The sequence below is a fragment of the Bacillus infantis genome, from assembly GCF_050107595.1.
Taxonomy (GTDB): domain Bacteria; phylum Bacillota; class Bacilli; order Bacillales; family Cytobacillaceae; genus Bacillus_AB; species Bacillus_AB infantis_C.
The window spans coordinates 259,034-274,265 of the sequence record NZ_JBNILH010000001.1 but is presented as its reverse complement, the minus strand read 5'-3'; the positions used below and the strand labels follow the sequence as shown (position 1 = coordinate 274,265).

Here is a 15,232-nt window from a genome sequence, read left to right as displayed (position 1 = left end):
TTTTGAGTATTCAAGAATGGCTTTACTGGCATTACTGCTGTTCTTTAATCCATCTTGCAGCATCTTTGGCATGATAGGTGATGATTAAATCTGAGCCGGCACGCTTCATCCCGGTCAGCATCTCCATCACAATGCTCTTCTCATCAATCCAGCCATTTTGCGCTGCCGCCTTCACCATTGAATATTCGCCGCTTACATTATAGATGACCATTGGCAGGTTCACTGCATTTTTCACGTCTCTTACAATGTCCAGATAAGGCATTCCAGGCTTTACAATCAGGAAGTCTGCACCTTCTGCAAGATCTGCTTCTGCTTCCCTTAGAGCCTCCATGCGGTTGGCAGGGTCCATCTGATAAGCTTTCCGGTCGCCAAATTGTGGAGTGCTGCCGGCTGCATCCCGGAACGGGCCGTAGAATGCTGAAGAATATTTGACTGCGTAAGACATGATCGGCACATCCTGGAATCCTGCCTCATCAAGACCGGCCCTGATGGCTGCAACAAATCCATCCATCATATTGGAAGGAGCGATGATATCGGCGCCAGCTTTTGCCTGGCTGACTGCAGTCTGGACAAGGAGCTCAAGGGACGCGTCGTTCAGGACTTTTCCATCTTCTATCAGCCCGCAATGCCCATGGCTTGTGTATTCGCACAAGCAGGTATCTGCGATGATGACCACCTCGGGAAATTTGGACTTGATCAGTCTTGCGGCTTCCTGGACAATCCCATGGTCGTGATAGGCCTGCTGGCCGCATTCGTCTTTTTCAAGTGGAATTCCGAATAAGAGAACGGATTTGATCCCTAATGATACGATCTCTTCCATTTCTTCCTCAATGCGGTCAAGGGAAAGGTTATACTGGCCAGGCATTGAAGGGATTTCCCTTTTAATGTTTTCTCCTTCTGCGGCGAATATCGGATAAATCAAGTCATCAATGCGAAGATGATTTTCCCTTACAAGCGCTCTCATGCTGGCTGACTGCCGTAAACGGCGGTATCTTTTAAACTGCATATCCATTTCATTTCCTCCTTTGATTCAATTCAGCTGCTATGCTTTTTGTCATATCTTCAATCGTGTATCCGGCAGGGACCACATGGACTTCAAGCCCGAGTTCTTCCGCCCTTTTCCGGGTAACCGGGCCGATGCAGGCCACAAGGCGGCCCTTGACAGCTGCTTCCGCACCCGTCTTGCGGACAATCTCCATAAAATGCTCTACAGTCGACGGGCTGGTGAAGGCCAGCACATCCAATGATCCATTTTTCAGCATCATTGAAAGCTTTTCTCCGCTATCTTCAGGAAATCCGGTTTCATAAATAATGATTTCCTGCGGCTTTGCCCCTGCCTTCCTAAGCTGGTCTGCAATATAGCTTCTCGCTTTATTCCCTTTGGGGATCAGCACCTTCATGCCTTTTTCGACAAAAGGGATGAACTCTTCAACAAATCCTTCTGCGGCAAATTCTGCCGGAGTAAAGCTGACAGCAAGCCCTGACTCCTCTGCGGCCCTCTCTGTTTTTGTGCCAATGGCCGCAACCTTGGGAAAAGGCGCATTTTTTCCGGCAAAGGATATAAAAGTTTCAAGGGCATTTTTACTTGTGAAAATGACCCAATCGTATGTAGGTAGCTCCCTGACAGCATGAAGGATTTCTTCTGTTTTGGCTGCCGGTCTGAAAGCAAGCAGCGGTATTTCCACGGGGATGCCGCCATAGCGGCGTATCAGCTCAGAAAATGATCCGGCCTGATCCTTCCCCCTGGGCACAAGCACTTTTTTGCCTGCAAGGGAAAGGCTCTCCCCGGTCATTCTCCGTCAAGCTCCTTTTTTACATCATCAATAAGCTTTTTGGCACCTTGTTCAATCAGCTTTTCCGCAGTTCTCAGGCCTACCTCTTCTGGATCAGCCCCTGTAACCTTTTCTTTATAAATCGTCTTTCCGTCCGGTGATGCCACAAGGCCTGTAAGCTCAATTTCATCCTGCTCATTCAGCACAGCATATCCTGCAATCGGCACCTGGCATCCGCCCTCCATTTTATGAAGGAATGCACGCTCGGCACGCACTGTCTGGTTTGTTGTCCTGCAAGTAAACTTGCTCAGAAGCTCGAGCAGCTCCTTATCGCTCTCGCGGCACTCAATGGACAATGCCCCCTGGCCAACGGCCGGCAGGCAAACTTCCGGCTCAAGGAATTCCGAAACAGTATCAGTTGTCCAGCCCATTCTTGACAGTCCAGCTGCAGCCAGAATAATGGCATCATACTCCTCTGTTTCAAGCTTTGCGAGCCTCGTATCAATATTGCCCCTGATCCATTTGATTTCAAGATCCGGGCGCTTCGCGAGCAGCTGCGCACCTCTCCGCAGGCTGCTTGTGCCGACTACCGCTCCCGGCTTAAGCTGATCCAGCGTCTGATGCCCTTTTGAAATCAATGCATCACGGTGGTCCTCTCTTTCAGGAATCGAGCCGATTACAAGCCCTTCCGGAAGGACCGCAGGCATGTCTTTCATGCTGTGGACAGCCATATCGATCTCCTCATCAAGCATAGCCTGCTCAATTTCTTTAACAAATAAGCCTTTTCCGCCAACCTTTGACAAGGTCACATCAAGGATCTGATCTCCTTTTGTCACGATTTCTTTCACTTCAAACTCGAAAGAATCGTCTATCTTCTTCAACTGGTCCATCACCCAGTTTGTCTGTGTTAATGCAAGCTTGCTGCGCCTAGAACCGACTATAATTTTTCTCATGACAGCCTCCTATGTATAGGGGGCAAGGCTTTTTGCCAAGCCCCCTGATATAAACCATTATTATGAACCCCAGAAATGGAAGGATGAAAGCCTCCCAAACAGGAAAAAGTTGATGAGTACAATTAAAAAGGATGCGATATTCCACAGGGCCAGCGATTTGCCGGAAAAGCCCCTTGCCACCCTCACATACAGGTATACGCTGTATACGCCAAGCACGATGAATGAGCCAATGACCTTCGCATCATACCAATGCATGTCAGCTACCTTGATATAAGCCCATTGCGTTCCAAGGATCAGGCTTATAATCAGCATCGGTACACCGATTACATTTAATACGTATGACATATGCTCAAGCTTCGACAAATCTGCAATCCTCAGGAGCCTGGATCCCCATTTCTTCCTCTTTAGCAGGTCATACTGAATAAGATACAGCAAAGAGAAGACAAATGACAGTGAAAAGGCGCCATATGAAAGGATTGCGACTGTTATGTGAATCAGGAGCAATTCCGAGACGAGCTGCTGGGCCATGACTTCAGATTCATACTGAACGGGTGCAAAAGTATGAATCGCCATGATGACAAAACCGAGCACATTAGTGAAAAATACGATAAAATCCACTCTGAGCAGACGGTTAATTCCGAGTGAAAGGGTAATAAGCACCCATGCATAAAAATATAGCCCCTCAAATATGGTCAGGACCGGAAAACGCCCAGTATTTTTCATGTACAAAAACAGAAAAACAGTCTGCAAAATCCACACAAATGCAAGTAACCAGAAGGCAACCCTGTTGGCCTTCCGGTTATTGTGAAGAAAGTCGATGAAGTATAAAAGCACGCATAAAGCATACAGAACGACTGTTAACTCATGCAGCCTTGTCATATAGATGTCAAACATTGCCCAGAACCCCGCTTATGACTGAAAAGAAGGCACTGCCGGCTTAACTGCTGCCCGCTTTGGTTCTGCTGCCTTCACTTCATCATCATGTTCTGCAACAAGGTCTTCAATATTGAAGATTTTCACAAATAAATCCAGCGCTTTATCGGCATCAGCCTGTGCAGCCATTTCCTTGGCCTGCAGGATTGGGTCTTTCAGCATCTGGTTGATGATGCTCTTCGTGTGTTTATTCAGCACTTTTTTGTCGCGCTCACTGAGATGAGGCAGTTTTCTTTCAATGCTGTTCATGGTTTCGGACTGGATAGCCAAAGCTTTCTCACGCAAGGCTGAAATGACAGGAACAACCCCAAGGAGGTTGAGCCACTGCTTGAATTCCACAATCTCGCCTTCAATCAGCAGCATGATGCTTGCTGCCGCTTTTTTGCGCTCCTGGAGGTTTGCTTCTACAATACCTTCCAGGTCGTCAATATCATAAAGGAATACGCTGTCCAGCTCTGAAAGCTTAGGATCAAGATCGCGCGGCACGGCAATATCCACCATAAAAAGAGGTTTGCCTTTGCGCATCTTCTCTACATGGACCATCATCTCTTTCGTAATGACGAATTCCTTTGCACCAGTAGAGCTGATCAGGATATCAGCTTCCATTAAAGCGCACTGCAGCTCCTGAAGGGTCTTGGCTTCACCATGGAAGCGGCTCGCCAGATCCTGAGCCTTTTCAAATGTACGGTTGATGACAGTCACCTTGCTTGCCCCATTGGCATGCAGGTTCTGAATGGCCAGTTCTCCCATTTTCCCTGCACCAAGTACAAGGACATGCTTCCGGTCGAGAGATCCGAATATCTTCTTCGCCAGCTCAACGGCAGCATAACTCACTGAAACCGCATTTGCGCCAATTTCAGTTTCCGAATGGGCCTTCTTTGCCAATGTAACCGCCTGTTTAAAGAGCTGATTGAATACAGTGCCTGTCGCCTGCTTTTCCTGTGAAGCCAGGAAGCTAGTACGCACTTGTCCAAGAATCTGCGTTTCGCCAAGAACCATGGAGTCCAGACCGCAGGCAACCTTAAACAGATGCTCTACAGCACCGTCCTGTTCATAAACAAACAGATACGGAGAGAATTCTTCATGGGCCATATCAAACCACTCAGACAAAAATTCTTTTATATAATAGCGGCCGGTGTGAAGCTGATCGACCACTGCGTAAATTTCAGTGCGGTTGCAAGTAGAAAGGATAACATTTTCCAGGATGCTCTTTTTGCTGTTCAATGCCGTCATGGCATCTCCCAGAGAGTCCGGATTGAATGTCAAACGCTCGCGGATTTCGACAGGGGCAGTTTTATAATTTAGACCTGCTACAATAATATGCATAAAATGTTTGCACCCCCAGCTAAGTACGTAGTTCAATACAATAATTATAACATTTTTTTCGTGTGAAATTGTGAACAGATAATGAACTCATATGGTAATATAAATGATTGATAAGTGCTCTCGATGCACTGCTCAAAAAAAGCTTGCAGGAGCAGAAAGCCTTAGTCAAAATTACATATATCGACAAAAAGGCTTACTTATGTACAGTACCAAAAATAAAGCCGGGATTCAAGTGAACCTTACTGGAAGTGGTGTAAAAATGAAAAACCAGCGGATATTCCCAGGAATCATCCTTATAGGCTTCGGTGCCTATTTCCTGATGCAGCGTTCAAACGTACAATTATTCCAGGATTTCTATTCCTGGCCGACCCTATTAATGATTGTCGGAATTGCTTTTTTATTCCAGGGATACGGAGCCAAAGATTATGAGGCGATCCTCCCCGGCGTCATTCTGGCAGGGTTTGGATTGCACTTCCATATCGTGAGGCGCCTCGAAGTGTGGCCGGACCATATCGGCACCTTCATCCTGATCATTGCCCTCGGATTCCTGCTCAGGGCCCAAAAGGCGGGGGCCGGTTTTTTCCAGGGGCTGCTTTTCCTGGCCATCAGCATCCTGCTTCTATTTTATGACAAAGCAGAAAAACTGTTAGGACCTTTGGGACCGGGCCTGTCATCCATCTTAAGATTCTGGCCTGCTGCACTGGTGCTGGTCGGCCTGTACCTGCTGTTATCAAAGAAAAAATAGGCTTATACTGCCTATCATTCCACACTTGCACAAAGATAAAACACCCGGTCGGGTGTTTTATCTTTGTTTATTCAAAAATCTCCGCTGCCTTACAGCACCGAGTCGAGGAAGCTTTTTGTCCTCTCTTCCTTCGGATTCAAAAACAGCTGCTCCGGATGTCCTACCTCGACAATCCTTCCTTCATGCATATATACCGCAAAATCTGCGACTTCTCTCGCAAAGCCCATTTCATGGGTTACGACGATCATGGTCATCCCTTCCTTCGCAAGGTCCTTCATGGTGGCAAGCACTTCACCGACCAGCTCTGGGTCTAGCGCAGAGGTCGGTTCGTCAAACAGCATGATATCCGGCTTCATGGCCAAGGCCCTTGCAATGGCCACCCTCTGTTTCTGCCCTCCTGACAGCTTAGCGGGATACACGTCCTCTTTATCTGATAATCCCACTTTTTCCAGAAGCTCTTTTGCCTCTTTCCTTGCCTGCTCCTTTGGCACTTTTTTCACATGGACCGGTGCCTCCATTACATTCTCTAGGACAGTCCGGTGTGGGAACAGATAGAAATGCTGGAACACCATCCCCACTTTTGACCGGATCCTGTTCAGGTCATGCGTTTCTTTCTCAACCCTCTCCCCTTCAATGACAATGTTCCCGCTGTCCTTCATTTCAAGGAAATTGAGGCATCGCAGCAGCGTGCTTTTTCCTGACCCGCTTGCCCCGATCAGACAGACTACATCACTTTCTTTCACTGTCATATCTATATCCTTCAATACATGAAGGTCCCCAAAGGACTTGTTCAGTTTCTCCACTTTGATCATGACTGCTTCATCCATCTGCCAAAGCCTCCTTTTTAATCACTGATTGACATCCGCTTTTCAATTATGCTGACCAGGAATGAGAATACGAGCACCAGTATGAGGTAATAAACTGCAACGATCAAAAGATAGCTCATATAGTCATACTCATTTGATCCATATGTGGTCGCCACATTGAAAAGCTCGTACATTCCAATGAATGAGGCTAGTGAAGAATCCTTCAGCGCTATGATGAATTGATTGCCAAGCGGCGGCAGGGCCCTTCGAACTGCCTGCGGCAGAATGATGCGCCTCATAGCAAGTCCGACTGACATGCCGAGCGACCTGCCCGCTTCCATCTGCCCTTTTTCAATGGACTGAATAGAGCCCCTGAAGATCTCCGCTATATAGGCGCCGTTATGGAAAGCGAGCCCAAGGACAACGGCCAGAAATTGCGAGATATTCAGAGATGTCAGCCCGAAGTAGAAGATAAATATCTGGACGACTAAAGGCGTTCCCCTGACAAGGAATATATATATATCTGCAATCCATTCAAGAATCTTTATTCGCGAGATTTTTAAGAAGGCAAAAAACAGCCCGATGAAGATCGCTATAAAAACAGAAACAATCGTCAATTCAAAGGTAAGAAGCATGCCTCTTAAAAATACGGGATATGTTTCTATAAACTTTCCTGCAAGTTCCATAGGCTTTTCCTCTCTTTAAATGTAATATTTGGCGTCTCTTTTATGTACAGAAAGAGGCGAATGCAAGCTGCCGTACATTCGCCTTCCCCTTTATTCCTTCTCAGGGTCTTTTGTAATGTCCTCACCGATGTACTTCTTGCTGATTTCTGTCAAAGTTCCATCTTCATGGAGCTTTTCAAGCGCTTCATTGATTTGATCTAGCAGCTCTTCATTTTCCTTCGCCACGGCAATTGCCTGTTCGCTGCGCCCAAGCAGCTCCCTGCCTTCAATTTCCATCCCGGAGCCGATGGCCTCTTTGCCTGTAATGAAGTCAGTGATCACTGCATCATGCTTCCCCCTGCTCAATGCTTCAAGGGCGGTAACATCACTGTCATAAAAAATGATGTTATCTGTCACCTCTTCAGCTGAATCTGCATAGGTAGAACCCTTGGAAACGGCTATTTCCAAATCTTTCAGATCATCCAGTACCTCCGCTGAACTGTCCGGGCGGACAAAGATCTGCGGCCCTGAGTAATAGTAAGGAATAGAAAAATTAACTGCCTTCAGTCTGTCTTCATTGATGGTGTGGCTCGCTACCGCAGCATCAAAACGCCCTGATTTGACACCCTCCACAATTCCGCCAAACTTGAATTTTTTCTGGACCGGTTCAAGGCCCAGCTCCTTGGCCACTGCTTCTCCGACTTCGATATCAAACCCGGTCATTGTCCCATCTGCTTCTGTCACGCTGAAAGGCTTGAATTCACCTGATGCAGCATATGTAAACTTACCTTCGTCTGCAAGCTCCGCCCCGCCTGAGGATGCCTCCTTTGTCCCGCATGCTCCAAGAACAGCAGCACAGCATAAAATCACAATAGCTATGAACCATTTTTTCAATTGTTTTCCCCCTCAATGTTTTCCGAATTATATTTCAAACTTATTACCCTTATTACCATAACATTACACCTACTTTTACCACAAAATTCAAATTTAGCTATATTTTCAGTCAATTATGCTGATACTGCCCTGACAGACACTCAGCTGACCAATGCTATTAAATAGCGGCATATACTGCTTTCTCCTCCCGTTTCCTCCCGGAAGGCTGCCATACTGCTGAAAAAAAGCTGTTTTTTGCATAAAAAAAACGCCAAGCGGCGTTTTTTAACTCTGCATATACTTTTTCAGGATGCCCCAGGCCTCATCCTTGCCTTCACCGGTCTCGGATGAAAACAAAACAATATCGTCTCCGGGTTCAAGCTCCAGAGTCTCTTTAGTGATTTTGAAATGCTTCTGCCTTTTTGTTTTAGGAATTTTATCAGCCTTTGTAGCAATAATGATGCATCGGATTCCATGGTGCTTCAGGAAATCGTACATCATGATATCATCCTTAGTAGGAGGATGGCGCAAGTCAACAATCAGAACAGCAGCCTTCAGCTGCTCCCTGGAGGTAAAATAGGTTTCAATCATTCTCCCCCATGCTTCGCGCTCCTTTTTGGAAACCTTGGCATAGCCATACCCCGGAACATCGACAAAATGCATCATTTCATTGATCAGATAAAAATTCAATGTCTGGGTTTTGCCTGGCTTAGAGGATGTCCTCGCCAGGTTCTTGCGGTTAAGCATTTTGTTAATAAATGAGGATTTGCCGACATTGGATCTCCCTGCCAGGGCGAACTCGGGCAGGGATTCCTCAGGATATTGTGCCGGCTTGACCGCACTTATAACGATTTCAGCACTATTTATTTTCATTGCTGTGCACTCCATTCAGGGCGTGCTTGAGAACTTCGTCAACATGTGATACGAGAACAAAATCCAATTCGTCGCGGACACTCTCTGGAATATCATCAATATCTTTTTCATTATCTTTAGGAAGGATAATTTTAGTTAATCCCGCTCTATGGGCACTTAAAGTTTTTTCTTTCACTCCGCCGATCGGCAAGACCCGGCCGCGGAGCGTTATTTCTCCTGTCATCCCTACTTCTTTGCGTATCGGATTCCCCGACAGCGCCGAAACAAGGGCTGTAGTGATTGTAATCCCTGCAGATGGACCGTCTTTCGGAACGGCGCCTTCAGGCACATGGATGTGGATATCGTACTTTTCATAAAAATCTGCCTCGATGCCCAGCTCTTTCGCTTTTGAACGGACATAGCTGAATGCAGTCTGTGCAGATTCTTTCATGACATCCCCAAGCTTGCCTGTCAGGACCAATTTGCCTTTTCCTGAAGATAAGGATACCTCAATCTGCAGTGTATCTCCGCCAACTGTTGTATAAGCAAGGCCGGTCGCAACACCAATCTGATCCTCTACCTCTGCCTGGCCATATCTGAATTTAGGCTTGCCAAGGAAGTCTTCTACATTCTTTTCAGAAATGATGACTTTCTTTTTCTCGCCCGAAACAATAATCTTTGCAGTCTTACGGCAGATGGAAGCCAGCTGGCGCTCAAGCCCGCGGACGCCTGCTTCTCTTGTATAATAGCGGACGATTTTCTGGATTCCGTCCTCCCTGATCTGCAGCTGGGATTTAGAAAGCCCGTGTTCGCTGATCTGCTTAGGCAGGAGGTGGTCCTTTGCTATATGGATCTTTTCGAGCTCCGTATAGCCCGCAATCGTGATGATTTCCATCCGGTCGCGGAGAGGGCCCGGTATTGTTGCCAGATTATTCGCTGTTGCAATGAACATAACCTTCGACAGGTCATATGTTTCTTCAATATAATGATCGCTGAAATTGTGGTTCTGCTCAGGATCCAGGACTTCCAGCATGGCTGATGAAGGGTCTCCCCTGAAATCATTGGACATTTTATCAATTTCATCAAGCAGGAACACCGGATTGATGGTTTCTGCCTTTTTCATGCCTTGGATGATCCGGCCCGGCATGGCGCCGACATAGGTCCTTCTATGTCCGCGGATTTCAGATTCGTCCCGAACACCCCCAAGGGAAACGCGGACAAAGTTGCGGTTCAGCGACGCAGCGATGGATTTGGCAAGACTCGTTTTACCGACTCCCGGAGGCCCCGCCAGGCAAAGGATGGGACCTTTCAGCGAATTGGTGAGCTGTTGCACAGCCAAATATTCAAGCACCCGCTCCTTGACCTTTTCAAGGCCGTAATGATCCCTGTTCAGGATCCGTTCGGCATTATGGATATTCAGGTCATCAACAGTTGCCTCTGTCCATGGCAGAGAAACAAGCCAGTCGATATAGTTGCGGATTACGGCGCTTTCAGCAGAGCTGGATGGCACCTTTTCATAACGGTCAAGCTCTTTTAATGCTGCAAGCTTTACATGGTCCGGCATTCCGGATTGTTCGATTTTGTCATTGAGCTCGGCGATTTCGCCTGTTTTGCCTTCTTTATCGCCCAATTCCTTCTGAATCGCCTTCATCTGCTCACGGAGATAATACTCCTTCTGCGTTCTTTCCATGCTTTTTTTGACGCGCTGCCCAATCTTCTTCTCAAGATTCAGGACCTCTTTTTCATTGTGGATAATCTCTATAACCTGATTCAGCCTTTTTTTGACATCGATCATTTCGAGAATATCCTGCTTTTCCTTCAGCTTCAGCGGCAGATGGGAAGCGACAATATCTGCCATGCGCCCAGGTTCCTCTATATCAGACACTGAGGAATAGGTTTCTGCAGAAATCTTCTTGGATACTTTTATGTACTGTTCAAAGTACTCAAGCATCGTCCTCATCAGCGCCTGGTCTTCGGCATCCTTGTCTTCTCTGTCATCATAAGTCTCAACACTGACTGTATAATGATCTCCCTCATCGGTGAGCTCGGTAATTTCTGCCCTTTTTAATCCTTCCACCAGCACACGGATTGTGCCGTTTGGAAGCTTCAGCATTTGTTTTACACGGGTAAGAGTACCCATTTTGTATAAGTCATCTTCCGCCGGCTCATCTATTGAAATATCCTTTTGAGTCGTCAAAAAAATAAGATGGTCATCTACCATTGCTTTTTCAAGCGCCTGCACGGATCTTTCCCGTCCAACGTCCAGATGAAGGACCATTGTAGGGTAGACGAGCAAGCCCCGAAGCGGCAGGAGGGGGACGATGATGTCTTTCTTATTCGCCATAGTTTGCACCTCCAAATGCAAATCAAAATATATTATCTGCCTCTACCTTATTCTTTGCACATCAGCTGCAAAAAATGAGAAAGAGAAATCAAACAATCATTCCAAACCCGCATCATATCACAGGTCAAGCCTTTGTACAATTCTAACTTATTTATTTGTGGGTGTCTATTAAATGAAATGCGGAAGCGGCTCGCCCAGGGACGACAAGCATAAGGCAGACTGGATGAAAGGTTTGCTCTTTAACCTTTTAGCCAGGCTGACTTATGTCTCGAGTCCCTAGCCGCTGCAGCTGGACAACACGAAATGCGGAAGCGGCTTGCCCAATTTAGGAACGCAGGCTAAAAGCGCCACGTCCTGTGGCAACGCCTGCATGCCCCACATCCTGTGGGCCTCAAGCATAAGACGAGCAGGACGGAAGGTTGTTCTTTAACCTTCTGGCCTGATTGGCTTATGACTCGAAGCTTTAGCCGCCGCAGCTGGACAACACGAAATGCGGTGGGCGGCTTGGTCATCCCCCTTACCTGTATTGCTTCATTGATTATATGACAAATGATTTCCTGTTAGTCAGCTTATTTCTCTTTTATCCTTCCAGGAAAAAATAAAACTCCGGTTTGAAGCATATGCTGCAAACCGGAGCTCCTTTACATACTTTCTTTCTTAGAAAGCTCAATGGACGCCGTGATGGACTGGTCTCTTGCATAGTCCTTCAGCAGAGCTGCAGTGAACACCTGGCTGAGGTGGCTGACAGGAATGATATCGACTCCCTCTATCTCATTCAAAATGCTTTGCATATTTTCCTCAGGGATGATTACGGTCCTGGCACCGGCTTTCTGGGCAGCCTTCACTTTGGCATATACTCCGCCGATCGGCTTAACATGGCCGTGAATGCTGATTTCCCCAGTCATGGCCACTTCCCTGTTCACCGGCCTCTTATATATAGCGGAATAAATGCCTGTCGCCATGGCAATTCCCGCTGATGGTCCGTCAATCGGGACACCCCCAGGGAAATTTACATGGATATCATAATCTTCAGCAGGGACTCCCATTGTTTTTAAAACGGTCAACACATTTTCAATTGACCCCTTTGCCATACTTTTCCTGCGAATCGATTTGCCGCGGTCCCCGATGCTTTCTTCTTCTACAATCCCGGTTATATTGATAGACCCTTTTTCTTTTGCAGGTATGACCGTTACTTCTATTTCCAGCAGGGCGCCTGTGTTGGGCCCATATACAGCAAGTCCGTTTACAAGCCCGACCGCCGATTCTTCATTGATTTTTCTTTCCATCCTTGGAGAGAGCTGGCTTGAGTTAATGACCCATTCAATATCCTCATCCTTTATGTAGTCCCTATCCTCGGTAATGGCAACCCCTGCAGATATCTGCACAAGGTTTACTGCTTCGCGTCCGTTTCGTGCATATGAGGCCAGTGTCTTTAAGCTTTTTGCGCTGATTGGCATATTGACCTTATCCGCCGCCTTGCTGCTGATCATTTCAACTTCCTCTTCAGTGAGCTCCTTAAAAAACACTTCCATGCAGCGGGATCTGATTGCCGGCGGAATTTCACTCGGAGTCCTTGTCGTCGCTCCCACAAGCCTGAAATCCGCTGGAAGCCCGTTTTTAAAAATATCATGGATATGCTGAGGGATCTGCGTATTTTCTTCATTATAATAGGCGCTTTCCAGAAAGACTTTGCGATCCTCCAAAACTTTAAGCAGCTTATTCATTTGAATTGGATGGAGCTCGCCAATTTCATCTATGAACAGCACTCCACCGTGTGCATTGGTGACTGCTCCCTGCTTCGGCTGAGGAATGCCAGCCTGTCCCATAGCCCCTGCCCCTTGATAGATAGGATCATGGACAGAACCGATCAGCGGATCTGCAATACCCCTTTCATCAAACCGGGCTGTTGTCGCATCAAGTTCAACGAAAACAGAAGATTTCCGAAACGGCGACTTGTCCTGCTTCTTTGCTTCTTCCAGCACCAGCCTTGCCGCAGCGGTTTTTCCGACTCCGGGAGGCCCATAAATGATGACATGCTGAGGATTTGGTCCGCAGAGTGCTGCTTTTAATGACTTAATCCCGTCTCTCTGGCCGACGATATCTTCGAAGCTTGCCGGACGAACTCTTTCCGAAAGCGGTTCAGTCAGCCTGATGGAACGCATTTTTTTCAGCTGGTCCATTTCTTTTTTGGACTCCCGGTCAATCGACACCTTTTGAGTCCGCTGGCTCTTTAGCAGATTCCAGAAATAAAGCCCGATAATGATTCCGAAAAACAGCTGGATGAATAAAGCTATTCCGGTCCAACTCATAGTATCCCTCCTGCACTTTTGTTCAAGCTGATACTTGGTAGTATCTCCTTGTGCAGGTTGGAATAAACAAGAATGCACTGTAAAAAACTTCCTGAATTAAGACTTGTAAAGGATCCAGATGTACAGCAGCGAATGCAAAAAAGCCAGGCAGAGAAAACTCCGGCCTGGCTTTGTTAATTCTTTTATCATGCAGATGTTTTACGCTCTTCTTCCACGACAGTACCATCATTCAGCACAAGCTTTGGCACGCTGTTATCTGTAACTGTCTCTTTTGTGATAATGCATTTAGAAATATCATCGCGGGACGGAAGATCGAACATAACGTCCAGCATAATGCCTTCGATGATTGAGCGGAGTCCGCGGGCGCCTGTTTTGCGCTCGATTGCTTTCTTCGCAATCTCATGCAGGGCACCTTCTTCAAATTCAAGCTCAACATCATCAAGCTCAAGCATTTTCTGATACTGTTTTACGAGAGCATTTTTCGGCTTTGTGAGAATTTCAATAAGGGCTTCCTCATCCAGCTGGGAAAGGCTGGCAATAACCGGAAGACGCCCGATGAATTCAGGGATCAAACCGAATTTCAGCAGATCTTCAGGAAGGACTTTAGAAAGTAATTCCTTCTGGTCAAGCTCCTGCTGCTTCTGGTCAGAACCGAAACCAATCACTTTCTGGCCAAGACGGCGCTTAATGATCTGCTCGATGCCGTCAAACGCACCGCCGCAGATGAACAGGATATTTGTTGTATCGATTTGGATGAATTCCTGGTGCGGATGCTTTCTGCCGCCCTGCGGAGGAACACTCGCAACAGTTCCTTCCAAGATCTTAAGCAATGCCTGCTGTACACCTTCACCTGATACATCCCTTGTAATGGACGGGTTCTCAGATTTGCGGGCAACCTTATCGATTTCATCGATATAGATTATGCCTTTCTCCGCCTTTTCTACATCATAGTCTGCAGCCTGGATCAATTTCAGGAGAATGTTTTCCACATCTTCCCCTACATAGCCAGCTTCCGTAAGAGATGTTGCATCAGCGATTGCAAACGGAACGTTGAGAATGCGGGCAAGCGTCTGGGCAAGGAGGGTCTTACCGCTTCCTGTCGGCCCGATCATGCTGATATTACTTTTTGAAAGCTCAACATCGTCAATCTTGCTGTTTGAATTGATTCTCTTATAGTGGTTATAAACGGCCACTGACAGAGACTTCTTTGCCTGTTCCTGGCCGATTACATACTCGTCAAGAATATCGCGGATTTCTGCCGGCTTTGGCACATCCTTGAATTCCACTTCTTCCTCTGTGCCAAGCTCCTCTTCCACGATTTCAGTGCAGAGCTCGATGCACTCGTCACATATATATACACCTGGTCCGGCAACTAATTTACGTACTTGATCCTGTGTTTTCCCACAGAAGGAACACTTTAATTGCCCTTTTTCATCATTAAATTTAAACAATGCCTTCACCCCTTGAATTACTTCTGTGCCTTATATAAAGCTTGCGGATCACTGCAAACAATTTTTACTATTCAGCTTTTTCAGCTTATGAAAAACCGGCTGGGGAGACCCCAAATAATCCCTGTGCCTTTTTGTCCTTTTTGATTGCTTCTTGTCAATCGACTGTTGGGAACAGCTGCACAGGAGAAAACTTTAACAGTTAT

13 protein-coding genes are annotated in these 15,232 nt (G+C 46.7%); 1 reads left to right on the top strand and 12 read right to left on the bottom strand.

Translation table 11 applies throughout. From position 1 onward, the window contains the following. Positions 1-31: 31 nt before the first annotated feature. Genes hemB through hemA form a run of 5 tightly spaced genes read right to left on the bottom strand, consistent with a single transcriptional unit; the run spans position 32 to position 4,984 of the window. Positions 32-1,012, bottom strand: a complete 981-nt coding sequence (gene hemB / locus ACQCVH_RS01345; protein ID WP_426834123.1) for a porphobilinogen synthase — start codon at positions 1,010-1,012, stop codon at positions 32-34. 1 nt (position 1,013) lies between these two features. Continuing rightward, positions 1,014-1,793: a uroporphyrinogen-III synthase gene (locus ACQCVH_RS01340; RefSeq protein ID WP_426834122.1), complete on the bottom strand. Its 780-nt coding sequence runs from the start codon at positions 1,791-1,793 to the stop codon at positions 1,014-1,016. Continuing rightward, on the bottom strand, positions 1,790-2,725 hold the full coding sequence (gene hemC / locus ACQCVH_RS01335; RefSeq protein ID WP_426834121.1) for a hydroxymethylbilane synthase: 936 nt from the start codon (positions 2,723-2,725) through the stop codon (positions 1,790-1,792). Before hemC ends, ACQCVH_RS01340 begins: the two co-directional genes overlap by 4 nt. Before the next feature lie 60 nt (positions 2,726-2,785). Continuing rightward, positions 2,786-3,619: a cytochrome C assembly family protein gene (locus tag ACQCVH_RS01330; protein WP_129612138.1), complete on the bottom strand. Its 834-nt coding sequence runs from the start codon at positions 3,617-3,619 to the stop codon at positions 2,786-2,788. 15 nt (positions 3,620-3,634) lie between these two features. Next, positions 3,635-4,984, bottom strand: coding sequence for a glutamyl-tRNA reductase (hemA, locus tag ACQCVH_RS01325; protein ID WP_426834120.1), 1,350 nt, complete (start codon positions 4,982-4,984; stop codon positions 3,635-3,637). Positions 4,985-5,243: 259 nt separating this feature from the next. On the opposite strand from hemA, the gene ACQCVH_RS01320 reads away from it, so the two are divergent. Beyond that, a complete protein-coding gene (locus ACQCVH_RS01320) occupies positions 5,244-5,729 on the top strand; it encodes a LiaI-LiaF-like domain-containing protein (RefSeq protein WP_426834431.1) in 486 nt (161 codons plus the stop codon). 89 nt (positions 5,730-5,818) lie between these two features. Here ACQCVH_RS01320 and ACQCVH_RS01315 read toward each other — a convergent pair whose 3' ends face one another. From ACQCVH_RS01315 to clpX, 7 genes are all read right to left on the bottom strand, one after another. Further along, entirely contained in the window at positions 5,819-6,556 is a 738-nt protein-coding gene (locus tag ACQCVH_RS01315; RefSeq protein ID WP_426834119.1) for an amino acid ABC transporter ATP-binding protein, read from the bottom strand. 17 nt (positions 6,557-6,573) lie between these two features. Continuing rightward, entirely contained in the window at positions 6,574-7,221 is a 648-nt protein-coding gene (locus ACQCVH_RS01310) for an amino acid ABC transporter permease (protein WP_426834118.1), read from the bottom strand. Positions 7,222-7,311: 90 nt separating this feature from the next. Beyond that, positions 7,312-8,094, bottom strand: a complete 783-nt coding sequence (locus tag ACQCVH_RS01305) for a transporter substrate-binding domain-containing protein (protein WP_426834117.1) — start codon at positions 8,092-8,094, stop codon at positions 7,312-7,314. A 264-nt stretch (positions 8,095-8,358) separates the two neighbouring features. Next, entirely contained in the window at positions 8,359-8,946 is a 588-nt protein-coding gene (gene yihA, locus ACQCVH_RS01300; protein WP_426834116.1) for a ribosome biogenesis GTP-binding protein YihA/YsxC, read from the bottom strand. Further along, positions 8,933-11,269 carry an endopeptidase La gene (lon, locus tag ACQCVH_RS01295; protein WP_426834115.1) on the bottom strand — a complete coding sequence of 779 codons (2,337 nt, stop codon included), beginning with the start codon at positions 11,267-11,269 and terminating at the stop codon, positions 8,933-8,935. Before lon ends, yihA begins: the two co-directional genes overlap by 14 nt. A 641-nt stretch (positions 11,270-11,910) precedes the next feature. After that, positions 11,911-13,578: an ATP-dependent protease LonB gene (lonB, locus tag ACQCVH_RS01290; RefSeq protein WP_426834114.1), complete on the bottom strand. Its 1,668-nt coding sequence runs from the start codon at positions 13,576-13,578 to the stop codon at positions 11,911-11,913. 185 nt (positions 13,579-13,763) lie between these two features. Further along, entirely contained in the window at positions 13,764-15,029 is a 1,266-nt protein-coding gene (gene clpX, locus ACQCVH_RS01285) for an ATP-dependent protease ATP-binding subunit ClpX (RefSeq protein WP_426834113.1), read from the bottom strand. Between the last annotated feature and the right edge of the window lie 203 nt (positions 15,030-15,232).

Bases quoted from the DNA above. Each gene is read 5' to 3' on its own strand.
- ACQCVH_RS01315 (WP_426834119.1), bottom strand. From the start codon at position 6,556: ATGGATGAAGCAGTCATGATCAAAGTGGAGAAACTGAACAAGTCCTTT.
- lonB (WP_426834114.1), bottom strand. From the start codon at position 13,578: ATGAGTTGGACCGGAATAGCTTTATTCATCCAGCTGTTTTTCGGAATC.
- ACQCVH_RS01320 (WP_426834431.1), top strand. From the start codon at position 5,244: ATGAAAAACCAGCGGATATTCCCAGGAATCATCCTTATAGGCTTCGGT.
- hemC (WP_426834121.1), bottom strand. From the start codon at position 2,725: ATGAGAAAAATTATAGTCGGTTCTAGGCGCAGCAAGCTTGCATTAACA.
- lon (WP_426834115.1), bottom strand. From the start codon at position 11,269: ATGGCGAATAAGAAAGACATCATCGTCCCCCTCCTGCCGCTTCGGGGC.
- yihA (WP_426834116.1), bottom strand. From the start codon at position 8,946: ATGAAAATAAATAGTGCTGAAATCGTTATAAGTGCGGTCAAGCCGGCA.
- hemA (WP_426834120.1), bottom strand. From the start codon at position 4,984: ATGCATATTATTGTAGCAGGTCTAAATTATAAAACTGCCCCTGTCGAA.
- ACQCVH_RS01340 (WP_426834122.1), bottom strand. From the start codon at position 1,793: ATGACCGGGGAGAGCCTTTCCCTTGCAGGCAAAAAAGTGCTTGTGCCC.
- hemB (WP_426834123.1), bottom strand. From the start codon at position 1,012: ATGGATATGCAGTTTAAAAGATACCGCCGTTTACGGCAGTCAGCCAGC.
- ACQCVH_RS01310 (WP_426834118.1), bottom strand. From the start codon at position 7,221: ATGGAACTTGCAGGAAAGTTTATAGAAACATATCCCGTATTTTTAAGA.
- ACQCVH_RS01330 (WP_129612138.1), bottom strand. From the start codon at position 3,619: ATGTTTGACATCTATATGACAAGGCTGCATGAGTTAACAGTCGTTCTG.